17 protein-coding genes are annotated in these 20,632 nt (G+C 71.8%); 15 read left to right on the top strand and 2 right to left on the bottom strand.

Annotated features, from left to right (window positions below; all coding sequences use genetic code 11):
• Positions 1 to 337: 337 nt before the first annotated feature.
• Together R0145_RS12955 and R0145_RS12960 are read right to left on the bottom strand one after the other, a co-directional pair.
• A complete protein-coding gene (locus R0145_RS12955; protein WP_317837276.1) occupies positions 338 to 1,174 on the bottom strand; it encodes a sulfurtransferase in 837 nt (278 codons plus the stop codon).
• A 36-nt stretch (positions 1,175 to 1,210) separates the two neighbouring features.
• Positions 1,211 to 2,191: a LysR family transcriptional regulator gene (locus R0145_RS12960; RefSeq protein ID WP_317837277.1), complete on the bottom strand. Its 981-nt coding sequence runs from the start codon at positions 2,189 to 2,191 to the stop codon at positions 1,211 to 1,213.
• 169 nt (positions 2,192 to 2,360) lie between these two features.
• Between R0145_RS12960 and R0145_RS12965 the strand changes: the two genes are divergently transcribed.
• The 15 genes from R0145_RS12965 to R0145_RS13035 all read left to right on the top strand — a co-directional run bounded on the left by R0145_RS12965 (position 2,361) and on the right by R0145_RS13035 (position 20,621).
• Positions 2,361 to 3,134, top strand: a complete 774-nt coding sequence (locus tag R0145_RS12965) for an alpha/beta hydrolase (protein ID WP_317837278.1) — start codon at positions 2,361 to 2,363, stop codon at positions 3,132 to 3,134.
• The gene (locus R0145_RS12970) at positions 3,131 to 4,465 is read left to right on the top strand and encodes an FAD-binding oxidoreductase (RefSeq protein WP_317837279.1); all 1,335 of its coding nucleotides are present in this window, start codon (positions 3,131 to 3,133) and stop codon (positions 4,463 to 4,465) included. Before R0145_RS12965 ends, R0145_RS12970 begins: the two co-directional genes overlap by 4 nt.
• Position 4,466: 1 nt before the next feature.
• Positions 4,467 to 4,964 carry a flavin reductase family protein gene (locus R0145_RS12975; protein ID WP_317837280.1) on the top strand — a complete coding sequence of 166 codons (498 nt, stop codon included), beginning with the start codon at positions 4,467 to 4,469 and terminating at the stop codon, positions 4,962 to 4,964.
• 225 nt (positions 4,965 to 5,189) lie between these two features.
• Positions 5,190 to 6,209, top strand: a complete 1,020-nt coding sequence (locus tag R0145_RS12980; RefSeq protein ID WP_317837281.1) for an ABC transporter permease — start codon at positions 5,190 to 5,192, stop codon at positions 6,207 to 6,209.
• Positions 6,206 to 7,111, top strand: a complete 906-nt coding sequence (locus R0145_RS12985) for an ABC transporter permease (protein ID WP_317837282.1) — start codon at positions 6,206 to 6,208, stop codon at positions 7,109 to 7,111. The genes R0145_RS12980 and R0145_RS12985 overlap by 4 nt, the downstream gene beginning before the upstream one ends.
• A 1-nt stretch (position 7,112) precedes the next feature.
• Positions 7,113 to 8,801 (top strand): ABC transporter ATP-binding protein, encoded by a 1,689-nt coding sequence (locus R0145_RS12990; RefSeq protein WP_317837283.1) that lies wholly within the window; start codon positions 7,113 to 7,115, stop codon positions 8,799 to 8,801.
• 36 nt (positions 8,802 to 8,837) lie between these two features.
• The gene (locus R0145_RS12995; protein WP_317837284.1) at positions 8,838 to 10,385 is read left to right on the top strand and encodes an ABC transporter substrate-binding protein; all 1,548 of its coding nucleotides are present in this window, start codon (positions 8,838 to 8,840) and stop codon (positions 10,383 to 10,385) included.
• Positions 10,386 to 10,451: 66 nt separating this feature from the next.
• Complete coding sequence (locus R0145_RS13000) at positions 10,452 to 11,819, top strand: NtaA/DmoA family FMN-dependent monooxygenase (protein WP_317837285.1); 1,368 nt, start codon at positions 10,452 to 10,454, stop codon at positions 11,817 to 11,819.
• A 64-nt stretch (positions 11,820 to 11,883) separates the two neighbouring features.
• Positions 11,884 to 12,669 (top strand): class II aldolase/adducin family protein, encoded by a 786-nt coding sequence (locus tag R0145_RS13005; protein ID WP_317837286.1) that lies wholly within the window; start codon positions 11,884 to 11,886, stop codon positions 12,667 to 12,669.
• Positions 12,666 to 13,751: a ketopantoate reductase family protein gene (locus tag R0145_RS13010; RefSeq protein ID WP_317837287.1), complete on the top strand. Its 1,086-nt coding sequence runs from the start codon at positions 12,666 to 12,668 to the stop codon at positions 13,749 to 13,751. The genes R0145_RS13005 and R0145_RS13010 overlap by 4 nt, the downstream gene beginning before the upstream one ends.
• Entirely contained in the window at positions 13,748 to 14,971 is a 1,224-nt protein-coding gene (locus tag R0145_RS13015) for an LLM class flavin-dependent oxidoreductase (RefSeq protein ID WP_317837288.1), read from the top strand. Before R0145_RS13010 ends, R0145_RS13015 begins: the two co-directional genes overlap by 4 nt.
• Positions 14,972 to 15,045: 74 nt before the next feature.
• Positions 15,046 to 16,257 carry an LLM class flavin-dependent oxidoreductase gene (locus R0145_RS13020; RefSeq protein ID WP_317837289.1) on the top strand — a complete coding sequence of 404 codons (1,212 nt, stop codon included), beginning with the start codon at positions 15,046 to 15,048 and terminating at the stop codon, positions 16,255 to 16,257.
• Positions 16,254 to 17,468: an acyl-CoA dehydrogenase family protein gene (locus tag R0145_RS13025; RefSeq protein ID WP_317837290.1), complete on the top strand. Its 1,215-nt coding sequence runs from the start codon at positions 16,254 to 16,256 to the stop codon at positions 17,466 to 17,468. Before R0145_RS13020 ends, R0145_RS13025 begins: the two co-directional genes overlap by 4 nt.
• 109 nt (positions 17,469 to 17,577) lie before the next feature.
• Positions 17,578 to 18,702: an LLM class flavin-dependent oxidoreductase gene (locus R0145_RS13030; protein ID WP_317837291.1), complete on the top strand. Its 1,125-nt coding sequence runs from the start codon at positions 17,578 to 17,580 to the stop codon at positions 18,700 to 18,702.
• A 260-nt stretch (positions 18,703 to 18,962) separates the two neighbouring features.
• Positions 18,963 to 20,621, top strand: coding sequence for an ABC transporter substrate-binding protein (locus R0145_RS13035; protein ID WP_317837292.1), 1,659 nt, complete (start codon positions 18,963 to 18,965; stop codon positions 20,619 to 20,621).
• Positions 20,622 to 20,632 lie beyond the last annotated feature (11 nt).

The following is a 20,632-nucleotide window of genomic DNA, read 5'->3' on the forward strand; positions in this document are numbered from 1 at the left end:
GGCCAACCGGCAGCGCCGCACCGCCGCTGCGCACGCATCAGTCAGCCGCCGCCCGTCCAGTCAGCTGCGCCCCGCCGATGCGCGGCGGATAGCTGAAAGCGCAGCGGGTAACCGAAGGCGCGGCGGATGTCGCCGACATCAGCACCCTGGTGCGCGGCGCCAAGGTGTCGACCGCCGGGCCAGCACACGGCATGAGTGGGCCAGCACGTGGCTGAGTGGGCCACCACGTGCCACGACTGGCCCAGTACGTGGCATGATGAGGGCCCCGCCGGGCTCCCGGCGGGGCCCTCATCCCCCGTACGCCCCGTCAGAACGGAACGATCCCCCCCCCGTACGCCTAGCGTTCCGCGCCCACGGCCCGGGGCAGCTCGTCGTGGTTCGACCACTGTGACCAGGATCCGGGGAACAGCGCGGCGTCGAAGCCGGCGATCGCTAGCGCGGCGATCTCGTGGGTGGCGGTGACCCCGGAGCCGCAGTAGGCCCCCACCTCGACACCGTCATGGACGCCGAGGCCCTCGAACCGGCGGCGCAGGTCGGCGGCGGGCAGGAAGCGACCGTCGGGCCCCAGGTTCCCTCCGGTCGGCGCGTTCACCGCACCGGGAACGTGGCCGGCGTGCGGGTCGATCGGCTCGCTGTCCCCGCGGTAGCGTTCCGGCGCCCGGGCGTCCAGCAGCACCCCGGACCGTGCCGCCGCCAGCACGCCGTCCAGCGGGATGGTGGGCAGCCGTCCGGAGTCCAGCCTGACGTCACCGGCCGGTGGGGTGACCTCGCCGGTCTCCAGGGGCAGCCCGGCGGCCTGCCAGGCCCCCAGCCCGCCGTCCAGCAGTTGCACCGCGTCGAACCCGGCCCAACGGAGCAGCCACCAGGCCCGGGCCGCCGCCAGCGCATTGACCGCGTCGTACGCCACCACAGTGTCCCCGTCGTGCAGGCCCCAGCGCCGTGCGGCCGCCTGGAGATCGGCCGGAGCGGGCAGCGGGTGTCTGCCGTCCCGGGGATCGCCGGGCGAGGCCAGCTCCCGGTCCAGGTCGACGTAGACCGCGCCGGGGAGGTGCCCCTCCCGGTAGTGGTCGTGGCCGTGCGGGTCGCCCAACGTCCATCGGACGTCGAGCAGCACCGGCGCTTCCCCGCGGGAGATCCGCTCGCCCAGTTCCTGGGCACTGATCAGAACACTCATGGCAGCACGCTAAGGAGAGGCCCGGCGGGGGTCCAATCACAGTTCGTCATCGGTCGCCCCCACCGTCGACGATCCGTCGCGCAGGTCCGCCCGAGCAGCCGATCGGGGGGCCGCACCGACCGGAGCGACACCCGACCGCTCGACACCCAACCGGGAGCTCGGATGCGCCACCTGCGACAGGAAGGTCTCCCCCGCCTCCAGCGCGGTGAGCTCGATCGCCGGATCCAGGCCCTGCCGGGCGACCAGGTGCACTCCGACGGTGCCCACCGGGGGCAGGTCCGGCCGGGTCACCAGGCCTGCCGGCGCCCCACCGATGCTGGGCAACACCGCGGCCCCCAGCCCGGCCCGGACCCCGGCCAGCACACCCTCCAGGGTGGCGGACTGACCGGCCACGACCGCCCGGTAGCCGTCGGTGGCCAGCGCCGCCAGCGCCCGCTCACGCATCGCGCACGGTTCCTCGAAGGCGACCAGCGGGAAGGTCTCACCGTCGGCCGGGGGCTCCCAGTCGGGCGCCGCCCACCAGGTCAGGGGGAAGCGACCGATCTCTCGCCCGCCCTCGGTGCCGCGGGAGGCCAGGATGACCGCGAAGTCGACCACACCGCGGGCCACGGCCTCCTCCAACTGGGTGGAACGGCCGATCTCGAAGCGGGTCTGCGCGTCCGGGAACGCCGCCCGCAGGGCCCGGATGAGCTCGGGCAGCAGCTGCTCCGCGCTGTGCTCACTCGACCCGACGACGATGCTCTGCCGTGGGGGATCGAGCAACCGTTCCAGCGCTTCGTCGTGCACCGCGAGGATCTGACGGGCCTCCGCCAGCACCCGTTCACCCTCCTCGGTGAACTTCATGCCCCGACCGTTCTTCACGAACAGTCGCAGCTTCAGGCCCCGCTCCAGCAGTCGGACATGCTGGCTCAGGGCGGGCTGGCTGATGTGCAGCACGACCGCCGCCTTGCTGAACCCACCGCACTCGGCGATGGCGACGAGGGTCCGGAGGTGATCGAGATCCAGAGTCTTTCCCATTCCCCCATTATTCAGGTAGGTTTTATTGGTCATAAGCTTGTCTCATACCGTGGGCCGCGCGACCGCCGCCCGATCGGCCCGGGGTGACCGACCGATCAGGTTCGCCCATCGGTCGGCATCACGGATCCGTCTTGGACCGGGCGGGGCGAGCGTCCCGATACTCGTGCCCATGACCATTCTCTCCACACCGATCACGCCCACCGGGTGGCAGGAGCCGGAGGGCGTCGCCGCCCGGGGTACCGTCATCGTGCTCCCCGGGCGGGGCGAGACGGCCGCCACGTACGGGCGGCTCGGTCGCCGGCTGGCAGCCGACGCCTACCGGGTCCGGGTGCTCCCCCACACCGGACCGGCCGACCCGGTGGTCGCGGAGCGGCTGCGCAGACTGCTGGCCGACCCCGCCCTGCCGTCGCCGCGGGTCCTGCTCGGCAGCGACACCGGGGCCCTGACGGCCCTACGGCTGGCCGCCGGGGTGAGCGGGATCCAGGCGGTGGTGGTGGCCGGCACCCCCGACTCCTCGACACCGGCGATCACCACCTGGCAGGAAGAACTGGACGCCCGCACCAGCTGTCCCACACACCGTCGGGTGCTCGCCGACGACGCCGGCTTCCGCCGCGGAGCACTGACCGATCCGGCCCCCGCAGGGGCTGCCGTGGACCTCTCGTCCGCCACCTCCGCCGGGCTTCCCCCGGACCTGCCGATCCTCGTACTGCACGGCGGCGCTGACCCGGTCAGCTCGGTCACGGCCGTCCGCACCGCGCTGGCCGGCGCCGGTCGGCTGCGGGTCGCCGTGGTCGAGGGCGCCCACCACGACGTGCTCAACGACGTCAGCCACCGATCGGTCGCGGCAACGCTGGTGCTCTTCCTGGAGAGCCTGCGTCTCGACCCGTCGCTGCCGGTCATCGTGCACGGCCCCGACGATCGACCCGGCGCGGAGGAACGATGAGTCTGCTCACCGCGGTGCCGTCGGCGTCCACCGACCCGGAGGCCCGTTCCCGACGCCGGACCGACCGATCGGGACACCCCGGGGCACTGCCGGACACCGTGGTGGTGGCCGACTCGATCGAGGCGGTCCAGGACACCCTGCGGTGGGCGAACGCCCATCGCGTGCCGGTCATCCCGCGCGGCGCCGGCACCGGCCTGGCCGGCGGCGCCGTCGCGGGGCCGGGCATCGTCCTCGACCTGTCCGGCCTGGACGCGATCACCGCGCTCGAACCGGTGGACCTGACCGCGGATGTCCAGCCCGGGGTGATCACCGCCGACCTGGATCGCGCCGCGGCGGCGTACGGCCTGTGCTACGCGCCGGACCCGGCGAGTGCGGCACTCTCCACCATCGGCGGCAACATCGCCACCAATGCCGGCGGGATGCGCTGCGTGAAGTACGGCGTGACCCGCGACGCGGTGCTCGGCCTGGACGTCGTCCTGGCCGACGGTCGCCGGATCCGCACCGGCCGGCGCACCACGAAGGGAGTCGCCGGCCTCGACCTGACCTCCCTGCTCGTCGGTTCGGAGGGCACCCTCGGGGTGATCGTCGGGGCGACCGTCCGACTCACCCCCCGGCCGGACCAGCTGGCGACCGTCGCGGCAGCCTTCCCGACGGTGGTCGCCGCCGCCACCGCCTGCGCCGAGCTCACCCGTCGGCGCCTGCGGCCCAGCATGCTGGAGCTGCTCGACCCCGCCACCCTGGCCGTCATCGACCGCCAGCAGGGCACCGAGCTGGCCGCCCGGGGCGGCGCACTGGTGCTGGCCCAGGTGGACGGCCCGGGACTCCGGGAACAGCTCACCGCGGTCCGGCAGGCGTTCGCGCCACTGGCCGCCGAGGTGCGCGCCACCGAGGATCCCGACGAGGCCGACGCCCTGCTGGCCGCCCGCCGGCTGGCGCTGCCGTCCATCGAAGCCGAGGCCCACGCCTTGATCGAGGACATCTGCGTGCCGCGGTCCCGGCTCGCCGAGGCGGTCGAGGGCGTGGCCGCGATCTCCGCCCGCCACGGCGTGGCCACCTACACCTTCGCGCACGCCGGCGACGGCAACCTGCACCCGATCCTCAGCTACGACCGGGGCCTCGACCGGCCCCCGGCGGAGGTCGAGGCGGCCGGCGACGCGATCTTCTCCCTGGCCCTGGGGCTGGGCGGGACGGTCACCGGCGAGCACGGCATCGGCCTGCTCAAGCGGGCCTGGCTGGCCCGCGAAGTCGGCACCGACACCCTCGAGGTGTTCCGGTCACTGAAACGGGCGCTCGATCCCCACGACATCCTCAACCCCGGGAAGGCCCTGTGAGATGACCCATTCCGCCCGCTCGACGACCGCGGTGGCCCTCGACGACTTCCGTGCGGTGATGGCACAGATCGCCGGGTCGGTGGCAGTCGTCACCACCGTGGACGACGGCACACCGTACGGCAGCACGGTGACGGCCTTCGTGTCGCTGTCGTTGGAGCCGCCGATGATGCTGGTGTCGCTGGCACAGACCTCGAGCCTGCTGCAGCACCTGCGGCTCGGCAGCCGCCTGGGCGTCAACGTGCTCGCCGCAGACCAGGCCCCGCTGGCCACCCGGTTCAGCCGACGCGACATCGACCGGTTCGCCGGGGTGCCCTGGCGCCTCGAGGCAGGCACCGCCGCGCTGGCCGACGTGCACGCCTGGTCGGCACTGAGCGTCGGCCAGCTGATCGAGGCGGGCGACCACGTCCTGCTGCTGGGCGACGTGATCGACGCCCGGACCGGCGGTGGACGGCCGCTCACCTACTGGCACCGCGGCTACGGCAGCCACCACGCCTTCTGACCCCTGCTGCCCCTCGGGGAACCCGTCCTCCCGGGGGGCTCGGCGTGGGCCGTCCGGGACCGGACCGCGGGACATCACTGGCTCCACACATCCAGTCAGATTAACGTAACCATTCACTCCACTTATCGATCGACATCGCCCTTCAGTCTTGGACCCCGAGAACATCGGGACCCTAGGGTCGTAGCCAGATACCACACCAAATCCATCGTTTATCAGGAGATTCCGGTGACCCTGCTCGCGACACCTCGGCTCGGCCAGGAGACCGTCGACGCCGTCGACCCGGTCGGCCCTGACTCCGGCGGTCGGCGCCGGCTGCGCTGGCCGTTCTCCCGCCGCTATCTCCTGGGCCGTACGGTCAACGCCGCGATCGCCGTCTGGGCGGTGCTGACGATCGTCTTCTTCGCCCTGCACCTGACCGGGAATCCGGCGGTGCTGCTGGTCTCCCCGGACGCCTCCAGGAGCGACGTCGAGCGGATCTCCGCCCAGCTCGGCTTCGACAAGCCGCTCATCGTGCAGTACGGCATCTTCCTCGCCCAGATCGCCGGCGGGCACTTCCCGGCCTCGATCCGCTACGGCACCGACCCACTGGCGATCGTCCTCTCCCGGCTGCCGGCCACCCTGCTGCTCGGCGGCACCGGGCTGGTGGCAGGCGTGCTGCTGGGGCTGACGGCCGGCTACTGGGCGGCGGTCGGCCGCAACGGACGGCTGCGGCGGGTGCCGGTCAGCATCCTGACCGCCTTCGAGGCGGTGCCCAGCTTCTTCCTCAGCGTCGTGTTCATCGCCCTGTTCGCGATCACCTGGCCAGTGCTGCCGATCGCCGGCAACGACAGCCCGGCCGCGCTGGTGCTGCCCGCCACGGTGATCGCCCTCGCCCTTGCCGCCCCGATCGCCCGGGTCTTCCGCACCTCGCTCACCGAGGTGCTCGACGCGGACCACGTACGTCTCGCCGAGGCCAAAGGCCTGTCGGCCACCACCGTCACCCTGCGCCACGTGGTGGTGAACTCGCTGGCACCGGTGGTCAACGTCGTCGGCGTCCAGGCCGGCGTGGTGCTGGGCGGGGCGGTGGTCACCGAGTCCGTGTTCAGCTGGCCGGGCGTCGGGCAGCTGGCCACCTCCGCCATCGCCTCCCGCGACTATCCCGTCGTGTTGGCCTCAGTCACCCTGATCGCGGTCGGCTTCGTCCTGATCAACCTGGTGGTCGACGCCGCGGCGGCCCTGCTCGACCCGCGAGGGGGCCGGCGATGAACCACGCAGTCACCGATACCGATCCGGCCACCACCACGATCCTCCCGGAGGAACCTGCCGGCACGGCCCGCCGGCGACCGCTCGTCTCGACCGGGGTGCTGCTCGCCGCAGCCTACCTGCTGGCCGTCGTCGCCCTCGCCCTGCTCGCACCGGTCCTCGCCCCGCAGGGCTACGACGCCCAGGATGTGGCGGCGCGCTACACCGAACCGTCCTGGTTCCTCGGCCCGCATCCCTTCGGCACCGACGAACTGGGCCGCGACCTGCTGGTCCGGGTCCTCTACGGGGCCCGTCCGGCGCTGGCGATCAGCCTCACCGCGGCACTGCTCGCCACCGCGATCGGCGTCACCCTGTCCCTGCTGGCAGTCTTCGGGGGCCCGTTCTGGGACGGCCTGATGGGCCGGTTGGCCGACGTGCAGCTGGCGATCCCGTCGATCCTGCTGGCCCTGGTGGTGCTCGCCTTCGCCGGCACCGGCTTCGTCGCCCTCGTTGCGGTCCTCGCGGTGGGTGCCTGGGTGCTCACCTTCCGGATCATCCGGGCCCACGCGGCCGGGATCGCCACCCTCCCGTACGTCGAGGCCGCCCGGCTCAGCGGCGCCGGGACGCTCGGGGTGCTCACCCGCCACGTCCTGCCGGCGTCGGTCCCGCTGCTGATCGTGGCGATGACGCTGAACTTCTCCTCGGTGCTGATCCTGGAGTCCAGCCTGGGCTACCTCGGACTCGGCGTGCAGCCGCCGCAGCCCGACTGGGGACAGTTGGTCGCCTCCGGCCAGGCACAGCTGGCCGGCGCCTGGTGGATCTCGATCATCCCCGGCGTGGCCATCGTGCTGACGGTCGTCAGCCTGCAGGTCGTCGGTGACCGACTGGCCGACCACTTCTCCCTCGCCGCCCTGAAGGAGCGCTGACATGACCGAGACCAGCGTCGAGCCACGGACCGTCCCACCGCTCACCCACGCCGATCCGGCACCGTTCGATCCGACACCATTGCTGGCGGTCCGGGGCCTCACCGTGGGCACCACCCGGGGCGCGGAACTGGTGCACGACGTCACTTTCTCGGTGGCCGCCGGCTTCTCCCTGGGCATCGTCGGTGAATCGGGCTCCGGCAAGACGATGACGGCGATGGCCGTCGCCGGCCTGCTCCCCCGCAACGTCGCGGTCACCGCCGGCAGCGTCCGGGTCGCCGGCCAGGACGTGACGGCCCGCACCGACGCCGAGCGCCGCGTCCTGCTCCGCGACACCTTCGGGGTGGTCTTCCAGAACCCCACGGTGACACTGAACCCCCGGCTGACGATCGGCGCCCAACTGCGCGAGGCGCTGCCACCGGAGCTCCGCCGCCACCGGCCCGCGGCCCGGGCGCGGAGCCTGGAGCTGCTCGACCACGTCGGCGTCCCGCGCGCCGCCGAACGGCTCACCGCCTACCCGCACGAACTGTCCGGCGGCCTCAACCAGCGCATCGTGATCGCCATCGCGGTCGCCCGCCGCCCCCGGATCCTGATCGCCGACGAGGCCACCACCGCGCTGGACGTCAGCGTCCAGAAGCAGGTGCTCGACCTGATCGACCGGCTGCGCGCCGAGCTCGACCTGGCGGTGATCATGGTCAGCCACGACATGGGCGTGATCGCCGACCGCACCGACGAGGTGCTGGTGCTCAAGGACGGCCACCGGGTCGAACAGGGTCCCGTCGACCGGTTGATCACCGGGCCGCGGCACCCCTACACCCGGACCCTGCTGGACGCCGTACCGAGCCTCGACGCCCCCGCCCCACCACCGCCCACCGACGACCGCCCGGTCCTGATCGAGGCCCGTGACCTGGTCCGGACGTTCAGCGCGCACGGCCAGGGTGCCGGCGTCATCCGCGCGGTCGACCATGTCGACCTGACCCTGCACGGCGGTCAGGCACTCGGGGTGGTCGGCGAGTCCGGCTCCGGCAAGACCACCCTGGCGCGGATCCTGGTCGGACTGGACCGGCCGGACGAGGGTGGGCTCAGCGCGCTCGGCACGCCGATCCGCGGCACGACGATCGCCCGGCGACGCCGCCAGCTGCAGGACGTGCAGTACGTCTTCCAGGACCCGTGGTCCGCGCTGGACCCGCGGCAGACGGTCGAGGAGATCATCGCCGAACCCATCCAGCTCTCCGGCACCCCCGACCAGCGCCGGCAGGTGAGCCGGCTGGTCGCCGGTCTGCTGGAGGACGTCCGGCTGCCCACCTCGTACGCGGACCGCACACCGCACCAGCTCTCCGGCGGCCAGCGCCAGCGAGTGGTGATCGCCCGGGCCCTCGCCCTGGGGCCGCGGGTGGTGGTCGCCGACGAGCCGGTCTCCGCCCTCGATCTGTCGGTGCAGGCCACCGTGCTGGACCTGCTGGCCCGGCTGCGTGAGGAGCACGACCTGTCCTACGTGGTCATCTCCCACGACCTCGCGGTGATCAAACGCCTCTGCACCGACGTCCTCGTGATGCGGGAGGGCCGCGTCGTGGAGCGCGGCCGCACCGACGACATCTTCACCACCCCCACCGATCCCTACACCCGACTGCTGCTGGACGCGATCCCGGGCCGTGACCGGCTCCATCGGTCCGGGCAGCGTCCCACCCCCTGACCCGCCTCACCCCTGACCCGCCGAAAAGGACCCACCATGTCCCCCTCCCCCCGCACCCGCCTCCTCGCCGCCGCAGTGGCCCTGCTGGCTCTCGCCCCGCTGGCGGCCTGCGGCACCGCCAACGGCAGCAGCGGCGCGCCCGCCGGTGACAATCTCGTCATCGGCATCTCCCGCAAGCTGACCGCCCTGGATCCCGCCAAGGGCAGCTCGGTCGACGGCGACGGCTCCATCCAGCGAGCCATCTACGAGGGCCTCACCAGCTACGACGCGAACCAGCAGCTGCAGCCCCAGCTGGCGACCTCGTGGCAACAGACCGACCAGACCACCTGGACCTTCACTCTCCGCGACGGGGTCACCTTCAGCGACGGCAGCCCGTTCACCGCCTCCGACGTGGTGTTCACCTTCAACCGGTACCTGGATCCGAACACGAAGATCACCACCGCGGCAGCGGTCAAGGCGTTCGTCTCCTCGGTCGAGGCACCCGACGACCACACCGTCGTCATCCACACCAAGGGCCCCTACCTCGACCTCCCGGACCGGCTGGCCAACTTCTTCATCCAGGACGAGACCTTCGTCAAGGCGCACCCCGACGACGTCAAGGCCGCCGTCGGCACCGGACCGTACGTGCTGGACACGGTGGACCTGGAGAACGGCGCCACCCTGCACCGCAACGACAGCTACTGGGGGGCCGAGCCGCAGTGGAAGACGGTGGCCTACAAGGTGCTGGAGACCGAGGCGGCGCGGGTCCAGGCCGCCCAGGCCGGCAGCATCGACGTCGCCATCCAGTACGAGCCGGCCGACCTCAAGCTGTTCGGCAAGAGCAAGGACTACACCACCGGCTCGCAGTGGTCCTCGTGGAACAACACCCTGCGGCTGAACGAGAACATCAAGCCGCTGGACGACGTCCGGGTCCGCCAGGCGCTGAACTACGCCATCGACAAGCAGGCGATCATCCGCGACGTGCTCGGCGCCGACGTCCAGCCGCTGGCCGGCCAGGCCCTGGCCGCGCCGTACGACAAGGTCAACCCGGATCTCACCGCCTATCCGTACGATCCGGCGAAGGCCCGCCAGCTGCTGGCGGAGGCCGGCTACCCGCAGGGCTTCGACATCGAACTCGGGCTGAGCACCGGGACGTACGTGGCGCAGGACGCCGCCGCCCAGGTCATCGCCAAGCAGCTCGGCGAGGTCGGGGTGCGGGTCAACATCACCCAGCAGGCGTTCCCGAACTGGGTGCAGCGGACCTACTCCGACCAGAACGCGCCGGGCCTCTACTACATCGGCTACACCTCCGGCTACAAGGCGATCGCCGAGCGGCTGCGGACGTACGCCACCAGCAACGCCCAGACCCACTACGCCCAGCCGGACACCACCTACGACGGCCTGGTGGCCAAGGTCACCACGGCCACCACCGCCGAGGAGCAGCAGCAGTACGCGAACCAGGCCACCGCACAGTTCCGGGACCAGGCTCACGTCGTCTTCCTGTGGCCCCAGCCGCTCACCTACGTGGTCCGCAAGAACCTGCAGTGGACCCCGCGCCCCGAGCACTGGCTGGAGCCGCAGGAGTTCTCCCCCAAGGCCTCCTGAGACCTCCCTCCACCGAGCATCCCTCCGCAGCAAGTCAGAGCGGAAAGACAGAAAGGACGTGACACGATGACCATCGACCACCCGACCGGTGTCCCCGGACAGCGCGTGGCCCACGGTGAGCAGCTGGTGCTCGCCACCCTGATCGGCGGGGTCGGCAACCATGCCGGCGCCTGGCGGCGACCCGGCAGCCGGGTCGAGGAGAAGTACAACCTGTCGCTGTTCCGCGACATCGTCGGCTGGGCCGAGCGGGCCAAGCTGCACGCGGTCTTCCTCGCCGACACCGTCCGGCTGGACACCGACGCGGTGCGCAGCCAGCCGTTCGCCGGCCTGGAGCCGCTCACCCTGCTCTCCGCCCTGTCGGCGGTGACCGAGCACATCGGCCTGATCGGATCGGTCTCCACCACCTTCTCCGAGCCCTACAACGTCGCCCGCCAGCTGGCCTCCCTCGACCACCTGTCCGGTGGCCGGGCCGGCTGGAACCTGGTCACCTCCGCGTACGGGGAGGAGAACTTCGGCCGGGAGCTGCCCGGGCACGACGAGCGCTACCAGCGTGGCGCCGAGTACGCGCAGGTGTTGTTCGAGCTCTTCGACAGCTGGGAGGCCGACGCGATCGACATCGACCGGGCCGCCGGTGTCTACGCCGATCCGGACAAGGTGCACCGGATCGACCACTCCGGCCGGTACTTCACCGTGCAGGGACCGCTGAACGTGGCCCGCCCCCCACAGGGCCGCCCGGTTGTCGCGCAGGCCGGCTCCTCCCGCGCCGGGCAGGAGGTGGCCGCCCGATTCGCCGACCTGGTCTTCACCACCGGGCGGACCTCCGACGCCGACAGCCTCGCCTTCTACCGGTCGCTCAAGGACCGGGTGCTGCGGGCCGGCCGCCGCCCGGAGTCGGTGAAGATCCTGCCCGGAGTCTCACCGATCATCGGACAGACCGAGACCGAGGCCAAGGCGATCGAGAAGGAGCTCAACGGTCTGATCGATCTGGAATCGGGCCGGGCCAAGCTCTCCCGCCAACTCGCCGGGACCCTCCTCGACGACCTCGAGCTGGACGACACCGTCCCGCTCGACCGGCTGCCCGACGAGCGCACGGTCGAGGGCCGGCGGTCACGGTACGGGGTCTACCTCGACCTGATCCGCGAGGGCTGGACGCTGCGACGGCTGATCGAGTGGGAGGTCGCCTCGTCGGGGCACTTCGTCCCGGTCGGTGACCCCGAGCAGATCGCCGACCTACTGCTGCGCCGCTTCGAGGCCGGGGCCGCCGACGGTTACATCCTGCTGCCGTCGTACGTCCCGGAGGGCTTCGCCCTGCTGACCGACGCGGTCGTCCCGATCCTGCAGGACCGCGGCGCCTTCCAGACCGACTACGCCGGCTCGACCCTGCGCGAGAACCTCGGTCTGACCGACTACCCCACGGCCCGCGCCGCCGCCTGACCCACCACACCCGAACCGCCACGCCGCCCCAGCCCCACCACACCGGAACCACCACGGAGAGAACATGACCGTCACCACCGACCACACCCTCACCACCGACCAGCCGACCACGGCCACCGCACCGGCCGGCACCGCCAGCACCGGCCTGCCCGAGGTCGTGCCGCCCCGCTCCAGGGACACCCGGTGGGAGCTGGCCGCCGCCCTGCGCCAGCTGGGCCGGCTGGGCTACGAGTTCGGCTTCAACGGGCATGTCTCGGCCAGGGCCACCGAGGCCCCCGGCCATTACTGGGTCAACCCGTTCGGGGTCTCGATCAGCACCGTCACCCCCGCGGACCTTGTTCTGGTCGACGACCGCGGCGAGGTCGTCGACCCCCGCGGCGGGCAGACCATCAACGGTTTCGCCGGCAACCTGGCCCTGCACCAGCAGATCCCGGAGGCGGCGGTGGCGATCCACCTGCACACCCCGCGCGGCTTCATCTGGTCGAATCTGGGCCGGCCGCTGCGGGCGGTGACCACCGACGCCGCCCTGGTGGTCGGGCTGCAGGGGCTGAGTGCCCGGATCTGGGGCGAGGAGTCGGGGCCGACGAACGTCGAGCTGGCCCGGGCCGGCAAGCGGGTCATCCTGCAGAGGGGCCACGGCTTCGTCACCTGGGGCGGCTCGGTCGGCGAGGCGGCGTTCTATCTCTGGGCGGCGGAACGCGCCGCGGACGCCAACCTGGCGCTGCTCGGCGTCGCCGAGCCCGAGGTGCTGTCCGCGGAGCTGGTGACGAAGTGGACCCTCACCCCAGAGCTCGCCCGGGCCCACTTCGAGCCCGCCTTCACCCTGGCCGAGGCGGAGGGGCTGCGATGAGCCGGCGCTATGTCGTCATCGGTGCCGGCGGGGTCGGTGCCGGCCTCGCGGCCGGGTTCGTCCGGGCCGGGATCCCGGTAGTGCTCGTCTCGCGGGGCGACACGTACGAGGCGATCCGCGACCGCGGCCTGCGCTATCGCCAGGGCGGGGAGGCCAGGACCCTCGATGTCGATGTCGTCGGCTCCCCCGACCAGGTCCGGCTCCGCCGCACCGACATCCTGGTGCTGGCGACCAAGTCGCAGGACGCCCCGGCGACGCTGGCGGACTGGGCCTGGCGCCCCGTCGAGGGCGGCGGGGTGGCCGCCGAGCTGCCGGTGCTGCTGACCCAGAACGGCCTGGACGCCGAACGGGTCGCGCTGCGCTACTTCGCCACCGTGATCGGTGGGGTGACCCTCGTCGCAGCCCGCCACGTCGTGGCCGGCGAGATCGAGATCCTCAATGCGCCGCGGATCGGCCAGCTGATCGTCGGTGCTTATCCCTCCGCGGCATCGGCCCCGCACGCGGTGGCGACCGCGGAGCGGATCTCGGCGGATCTCACCCGGGCCGACTGGCTCTCCCAGAGCGTGCCCCACATCGACCACTGGCTGGCCTGGAAGGTCACCGTCAACGCCACCTTCGCACTGTCGGTCCTGGACGGCACCGAGGCGGAGCGCACCGCGCTGCGCGACCGTATCGTCGAGGAGGTGCGCCGGGTGCTGGCCACGGCGGGCCACACCCTCGCCGATCCCGCCGCCGAGACGACGTACGACGCCACCCAGGCCGCCGTCGGCCCCAGCCGCAGCGGGACCGGGCACCGGCCGTCCACCTGGCAGAGCTTCGCCCGCGGAGCCGGCAGCGAGGTCGACTACCTGAACGGGGAGATCGTCCTGCTGGCGCGGCTGCACGGCGTGCCGGCCCCGTACAACACCGCGCTCCAGCAGGTACTGGGCCGCTCGGCGGCGCGGCACGAAGGGCCGGGAGTGCACACGGTCGTCGAGGTGATCAGTCTCGCCGGGTCCCTCGGCACCCGCGGTGTCGCCGATGTCGCTGACATCCCCGCTGCCGCTGACCCCCGCCCCGGCCAGGAAGGAGCCGTCGCATGACCACGACAGCAACCGACACCGACCTCTCCGTCCCGCCGACCGCCTCGCCGACCGTCGAGTTCATCAGCCAGATCCATCTGGCACCCTCGACGGAGCTGTCCCCGGTGCCGACCCGGGGCATCGACCTGGCCTATCTGCGCCGCTACGTGCGGGCGCTGGAGGACGCCGGCTTCGACTACACCCTGGTGCCGTACGGCTCGGCGAGCGCCGACTCGCTGGTGGTCGCCTCGGCCATCGGGCAACTCTCCGAGACGTTGAAGACCGTCGTCGCGGTGCGTCCCAACACAGTCTTCCCGCTGGTCGCCGCCCAGCAGCTGGCCACCCTCGACCAGCTGACCGAGGGCCGGACGATCATCCACCTGATCTCTGGCGGCAACGACGCCGAGCAGGCCCGCCAGGGCGACTACCTGACCAAGGACGACCGCTACGCCCGGACGACCGAGTTCCTGCAGCTGCTGCGTCGCGCCTGGACCGAGCGGCAGCCCTTCAGCCATCACGGCCGGTTCTATCGCTTCGACGACTTCGGCCCGGGCTTCGCCACCCACAGTGGCCGGGCACTGCCGATCTCGATCGGCGGCCAGTCCGACGCCGCCTTCACCCTGGGCGGCGAGCTGGCCGACGTGTTCAGCTTCTGGGGCGAGCCGCTGGCCGAGATCCGGGCCCAGCTCGATCGCCTGGGCACCATCGCCGGTGCCGCGGGCCGGCCCGACCGGCCGCGGATCTGGGTCACCTTCCGGCCGATCATCGCCGCCACCGACGAGCTGGCCTGGCGCAAGGCGTACGACTATGTCGAGCGGATCGGCCGTACCTACCGCGACGGCAGCTACTTCATGCGCGGATCGCTGGGAGGCGGCCAGCCGCAGAACGTGGGCTCCCAGCGGGCGCTGGAGTTCGCCGACCGGCACGAGGTGTTCGACCGGGCGCTGTGGACGGCGACCGCCGCGGCCACCGGCGCCAGCGGCGCGGCGACCGCCCTGGTCGGCACCCCGGAGACGGTCGCTGCGGCCATCCTCGACTACATCGATCTGGGCGCCTCGCTGGTCTCCATCCGCGGCTACGACAACCTCAACGACACCATCGACTACGGCCGCCTGGTGCTGCCGCTGGTCCGCCAGGAGCTCGCCCACCGGGCAGCGACCGGGCAGCGGTCCCGCCTGCAGGCGGACCATCCCGGCGCGCTGCGCGACGGCTTCGACCCGGCGGTCCTGGCCGCGGGGTGACGAACCCGTCCACCAGGGCTGTCCGACCACCACACCGATCAGAAGACCACCACCGATCAGAAAGGCACCTCACCATGAGCGCACCGACGTTCGACCAGACCATTCCCCAGACCGCTTCACCCACCGTCGAGTTCATCAGCCTGTCGCACCTCAACCCGTCGACCGAGCTGAACCCGATCCCTACTCGCGGCATCGATCTGGCCTTCTTCCGCCGGTACGTACGGTCCCTGGAGGACGCCGGCTTCGACTACACCCTGCTGCCGTACGGCTCCAACGGCGCGGACTCCTTCGTGGTGGCCAGCGCGGTCGGCCAGCTCACCGAGCGGATCAAGCCGATCGTCGCGCTGCGCCCCAACACCACCTTCCCGCTGGTGGCCGCACAGAAGGTCGCCACCCTCGACCAGCTGACCGAGGGCCGTGCCGTCGTGCACCTGATCAGCGGCGGCAACGACGCCGAGCAGGCCCGACAGGGCGACTATCTACCCAAGGACCAGCGCTACGCCCGCACCTCGGAGTACATCGACCTGCTGCGTCGGGCCTGGACCGAGCCGGCCCCGTTCAGCCATGCCGGCGAGTTCTACCGCTTCGACGACTTCGGTCCCGGCTTCGCCCCGTACGGCGGCCCGATCCCGATCTCGATCGGCGGCCAGTCCGACGCGGCGTTCCAGGTCGGTGGCGAGAAGGCCGACATCTTCAGCTTCTGGGCCGAGCCGCTGGACGACGTACGCAGCGAGATCGACCGGGTCAACGGGATCGCCCGGGCCGCCGGGCGCACCACGCTGCCGCGGATCTGGGTCACCTTCCGGCCGATCATCGCGCAGACCGACGAGCTGGCCTGGCGCAAGGCCCACGAGTACGTGTCGCGGATCGGCGCGACCTTCGACCACGGTCAGTTCCACCGCCGGATCGACCGCAACGCCCCGCAGAACGTCGGCTCCCAGCGGGCGCTGCAGTTCGCCGAGCAGTCCGAGCTCTACGACCGGGCGCTGTGGACCAAGACCGCGGCCGTCACCAACGGCACCGGCGCGGCGACCGCTCTGGTCGGCTCGCCGGAGACGGTCGCCGCGGCCATCCTCGACTACATCGACCGGGGTGCCTCGCTGGTCTCCATCCGCGGCTACGACACCCTCAACGACGCCGTCGACTACGGCCGCTACCTGCTGCCGCTGGTCCGCCAGGAGCTGGCCCATCGGGAGGCGACCGGGCAGCGCGGCAGCCTGCAGGCGACGGCGCTGGGCAACTATGCCGACGAGTACCGCCAGCTCGCCACCGCGGGCCGGGCATGAGCGCCACCGACACCGCAGCCGCCACGATCCCGACCGCGGCGATCTCGCTGCCCGTCCCCGACCTCTCCGACGAGGCGCTGGCCACGGTCACCGCCGAGATCGCCGCGACCGCCGCCGAGTACGACCGATCCGGCGCCGTCCCGGTGCAGGGGCTGCAGGTCGCCCACCGGGCCGGCCTGCTCACCGCCACCGTCGGGCGCCGGTTCGGCGGCCCGGGCCTCGGGCCGCGGGACACCGCCCGGATCCTCACCGCCCTCGGCGAGGGGGACCCGTCGGTGGCGCTGATCGCCGCCAACAGCCTGCACGGACACAGCGCCCAGGCCGCCCACCCGCACTGGCCCGAGGCGCTCTACGCCGATCTGCTCGCCAGGTCGCTGGTCGGCCCGGCGCCGATCAACACCGTCCGGGCCGAACCGGAGCTCGGCGCGCCGGCCCGCGGCGGGCTGCCGAAGGTCACCGCCACCCGGACCGCCACCGGCTGGGTGCTGAACGGCCACAAGGCGTACGCCACCGGGGGCACCGCCCTCGCCTATCACCTGGTCTGGGCGAAGGCCGACGAGCCCGGCGGTGACCCGGAGGCGCCACGGGTCGGCCACGTGATCGTCCCGGCGGACCGGCCGGGGATCAGCTGGGTGGAGACCTGGGACCACCTCGGTCTGCGGGCCTCCAACACCCACGATGTCCACTACCACAACGTCGAACTGCCGGCGGACGCGTTCGTGGAGATCCCCCGTGGAGCCGACGGCGTCTACCGCGATCCGGCGGCGATGGCCTCCGGGCCCGGCAGCTTCGGTCACCCCGCGCTGTACGTCGGAGTGGCCCGGGCCGCCCGGACCGCCTACGCCGAGATCGCCCGCACCCGGGTGCCGGCGGCTCTCGGCCGACCGATCGCCACCACCGAACGGATCCAGCGGATCGCCGGTGAGATCGACCTGCAGATCGCCCAGGCGGAGACCCTGCTGCACGGCGCCATCCTGCGGCTGGAGGCCGGCGACACCGGGATCACCCCGCAGCTGTCGGTGATCAAGGCCGCCATCGCCCGCTCCTCCGTCGCGGCGGTGGAGACCGCAGTCGCGGCGCTCGGCAATCTCGGACTCACCCGCCACCACCCGCTGGAGCGCCATCTGCGCGACGTGCTGTGCGTGCGGGTCCACCCGCCGCAGGAGGACACCGCGCTGCTGGCGGCCGGACGTCGCGTCCTGGGCGTCTGAGTCGCGCGGCCGTGACGACCGTACGGGGCAGGGCCGGCGCGGGTGGGCTGGGCACCATGTTCGCCCAGCCCACCCGCGAATCGGACCACCCGACCCCGGAAGGAACCCCATGACCACGCACCCCGCCCCCGGATACTCCGACCCCACGCTGTCTCTCCGGACGACCGAACTGCCGGAGGGATTCCGACCGATCCGACGGCTCGGCTTCAACGCCCGGGTGTCGTTCAGCGACGACCGCGGCCCGGCGCAGGGCCTTCGCGACGGGATCGGACTGTTCCGGGCTGCGGAGGCCCTGGGCTACCAGTCCGGCTGGGTCTACCAGCGGCACTTCGACCACTATCTCTCCTCGCCGCTGCCCTTCCTCGCCGCTGTCGGTCAGCACACCGACCGGATCACCCTCGGCTCCGCCGTCCTGCCGATGCGTTATCAGGAACCGATCCTGCTGGCGGAGGCCGCTGGGACGACCGACCTGCTGGTGGACGGGCGGTTGGACCTCGGTCTCGCCACCGGCAACACGGGCACCTTCGACGCGGTCTTCGGGACGGTCGGCACCGACACCCGCACCGAGGCGCAGCGGCGACTCGTCCGGTTCCTGGAGGCGGTCGAGGGCCGGACCCTGCACACGGTCGACGGTCCGGGCCAGGGCGCTCCGGTGGGCACCGAACTGCGGGTCACTCCGCACAGCCCCGGGCTGCGCGGGCGGCTGCGGCAGGGGGTGACCAGTGTCGACTCGGCGGTGCAGGCCGCCGAGCTGGGGCTCGGCCTGCTCGTCGGCACCGTGCTGCGCGGGATCGCTCCCGGCGAGACCTTCTCCCAGTACCAAGCCCGGATCATCACCTCCTACCGCACCGCCTGGCGGGACAGGCAGGGCACCGAGCCGCCCGCGGTCGCGGTCGCCGCCTCGGTGCTGCCCGGCACCACCGCGGAGAGCCGGGACCGGTACGCCGACTACGATCTGCAGCGCCGGACCGAGGGGATGGCCGCGTCACGCCCCCGGGGCGCGCTGGTGCCGGTGGTGACGGCCGATCTGCCGGACGGCACGCAGATCTCCCCGGTCTTCCACGGCACCCCCGACGAGGTCACCCGCGGTGTCCTCGCCGACCCGGGTCTCGCCCAGGCCGACGAGTTGGTGCTCTTCCTGCCGCCGGCCTTCGGGCTGGTCGAGAACGTCCGGCTGATCACCGATCTGGCCGACACCGTGGCTCCGGCCCTGGGCTGGCGACCGGCCTCCTGACCCGAGCGGCCGTTCTCACCCGTCCGGTCGATCCGATCCGGACCGTAGCTGAGCTTGGATTGTCCATAAGCTCAGCGAATGGCTTGCGATCCCCGACTTCTCTTGGACCGCCGGGCAGGCCTCCACCTACAGTCGAGTCACCCGCCCCTGGGCCGCCGATCCCGGCCCGCATCCGCGGACCCCCGGTCCAGAGACACCAGTATTCCTACTGATCAACTTCGCTATCCGTCGAGCCCCATCCGCCGCAAGGAGACCCGCAGATGACCACGACCCGCAGGGCCAGACCCGTCCGCCGTGCCCGACACCTCTTCGCCGCCCTCGCAGCGATGGTCGTCCTCCTGACCGGCTGCAGCAGCGCCGGCAACGCCTCGGAGTCCGGCTCCGGCCGGCCGACCGACGGCGGTGACATCACCTTCCTGATCGATTCCCTCGGCACCACCTGGATCCCCAACAACAGCGCCATCTCCAGCTTCGAGGGCAACATCTGGGGTCACGTCACCGACAAGCTGGTCTATGTCGACGCCAACGGGCAGGTCAGCCCGTGGGTCGCCGAGAGCTGGGAGCAGAACCAGAACGCCACCGAGTTCACTCTGCACCTGAAGCAGGGAGTCACCTTCTCCGACGGGTCGGCGCTGGACGCCGCCGCGGTGGTCACCAATCTCGACATCTGGTCGAAGGGCCGGCCGCAGGACGGGATCAACCCGATCGGGCTGTTCCCCAAGACGTACGACCACGCCGAGGCCGTCGACGCCAGCACCGTGAAGGTCTACTTCACGGCGCCCACCCTCGGGTTCATCCCGACGCTCGGCTACCACGGCTCGATCCTGATCTCCCCGAAGACGCTCGCCTCCCCGGCCTCGGACCAGGCCGATCTCAGCAAGACCGTCGCCAGCGGCCCGTTCACCGTCCAGTCCTGGAAGGAGGGCGACCATGTCACCCTGGTCAGGCGCAAGGACTACAACTGGGGCCCGGCGGCGTTGGGCCAGACCGGACCGGCGCACCTGGACTCGATCACCTTCAAGCAGGTCCCCGAGCAGTCGCTGCGCGTCTCCTCGGTGCAGTCCGGCCAGGCCGACGTCGCCTACAACGCGTCCCCCCAGGAGCTGGAGTCGCTGAAGTCGGAGGGATTCACCGTCGCGGTGCCGCGCTACCTGGGCTTCGTCAACGGCTGGGCGATCAACACCAAGGTGGCCCCGTACGACGACCTCCGGGTCCGACAGGCGCTGCAGGCCGGGATCAACCGCCAGCAGATCATCGACACCGTCTACACCCCGGACTGGAAGCCTGCCACCTCGTTCATCCAGAGCAACGTCCCCGGGGCCACCGACCACAGCAACCTGCTCGGGTACGACCCGGTCAAGGCCAACCAGCTGCTCGACGAGGCCGGCTGGGTCAAGGGCGCCGACGGCATCCGGGCCAAGGACGGCAAGCCGCTCACCCTGACTCTCTACTCCAATCCCTACCTGGCCACCTCGAAGTCCATCGACGAACTGCTCGCCCAGCAACTCACCACGATCGGCTGGAAGGTCGACATCCAGGCGTACGACGTCGTGACGTACGGCCAGCGGGTGAAGGTCGGGGGTGCGGCGGTGCCGGCCTACGAGATCACCCGCAGCTTCATCGACGCCGGCACCGTGGCCGGCATCCTGACCGACGCGAACAAGGGTGAGGACTGGTTCGGCCTGGGCGAGAGCGACCCGACACTCAATGCGCTGCGCGACGGCATCGCCAAGGCCAGCAGCCTGGACCAGCGCAATCCGCTGCTCGACCAGTTGCAGTCGTACGTGCTGGAGCAGGGCTACTTCATCCCGCGCACCCAGATCGTCCAGCGGATCTACGTCCAGAACCCGAAGCTCAAGGGCGAGACCTACAACGGCGTCGCGTACGCCAACTACTACACGGCCTATCTCGAGAAGTGAGCGGAGTGCCC

The organism is Raineyella sp. W15-4 (assembly GCF_033170155.1).
In the GTDB taxonomy this organism is placed as follows: Bacteria; Actinomycetota; Actinomycetes; order Propionibacteriales; family Propionibacteriaceae; genus Raineyella.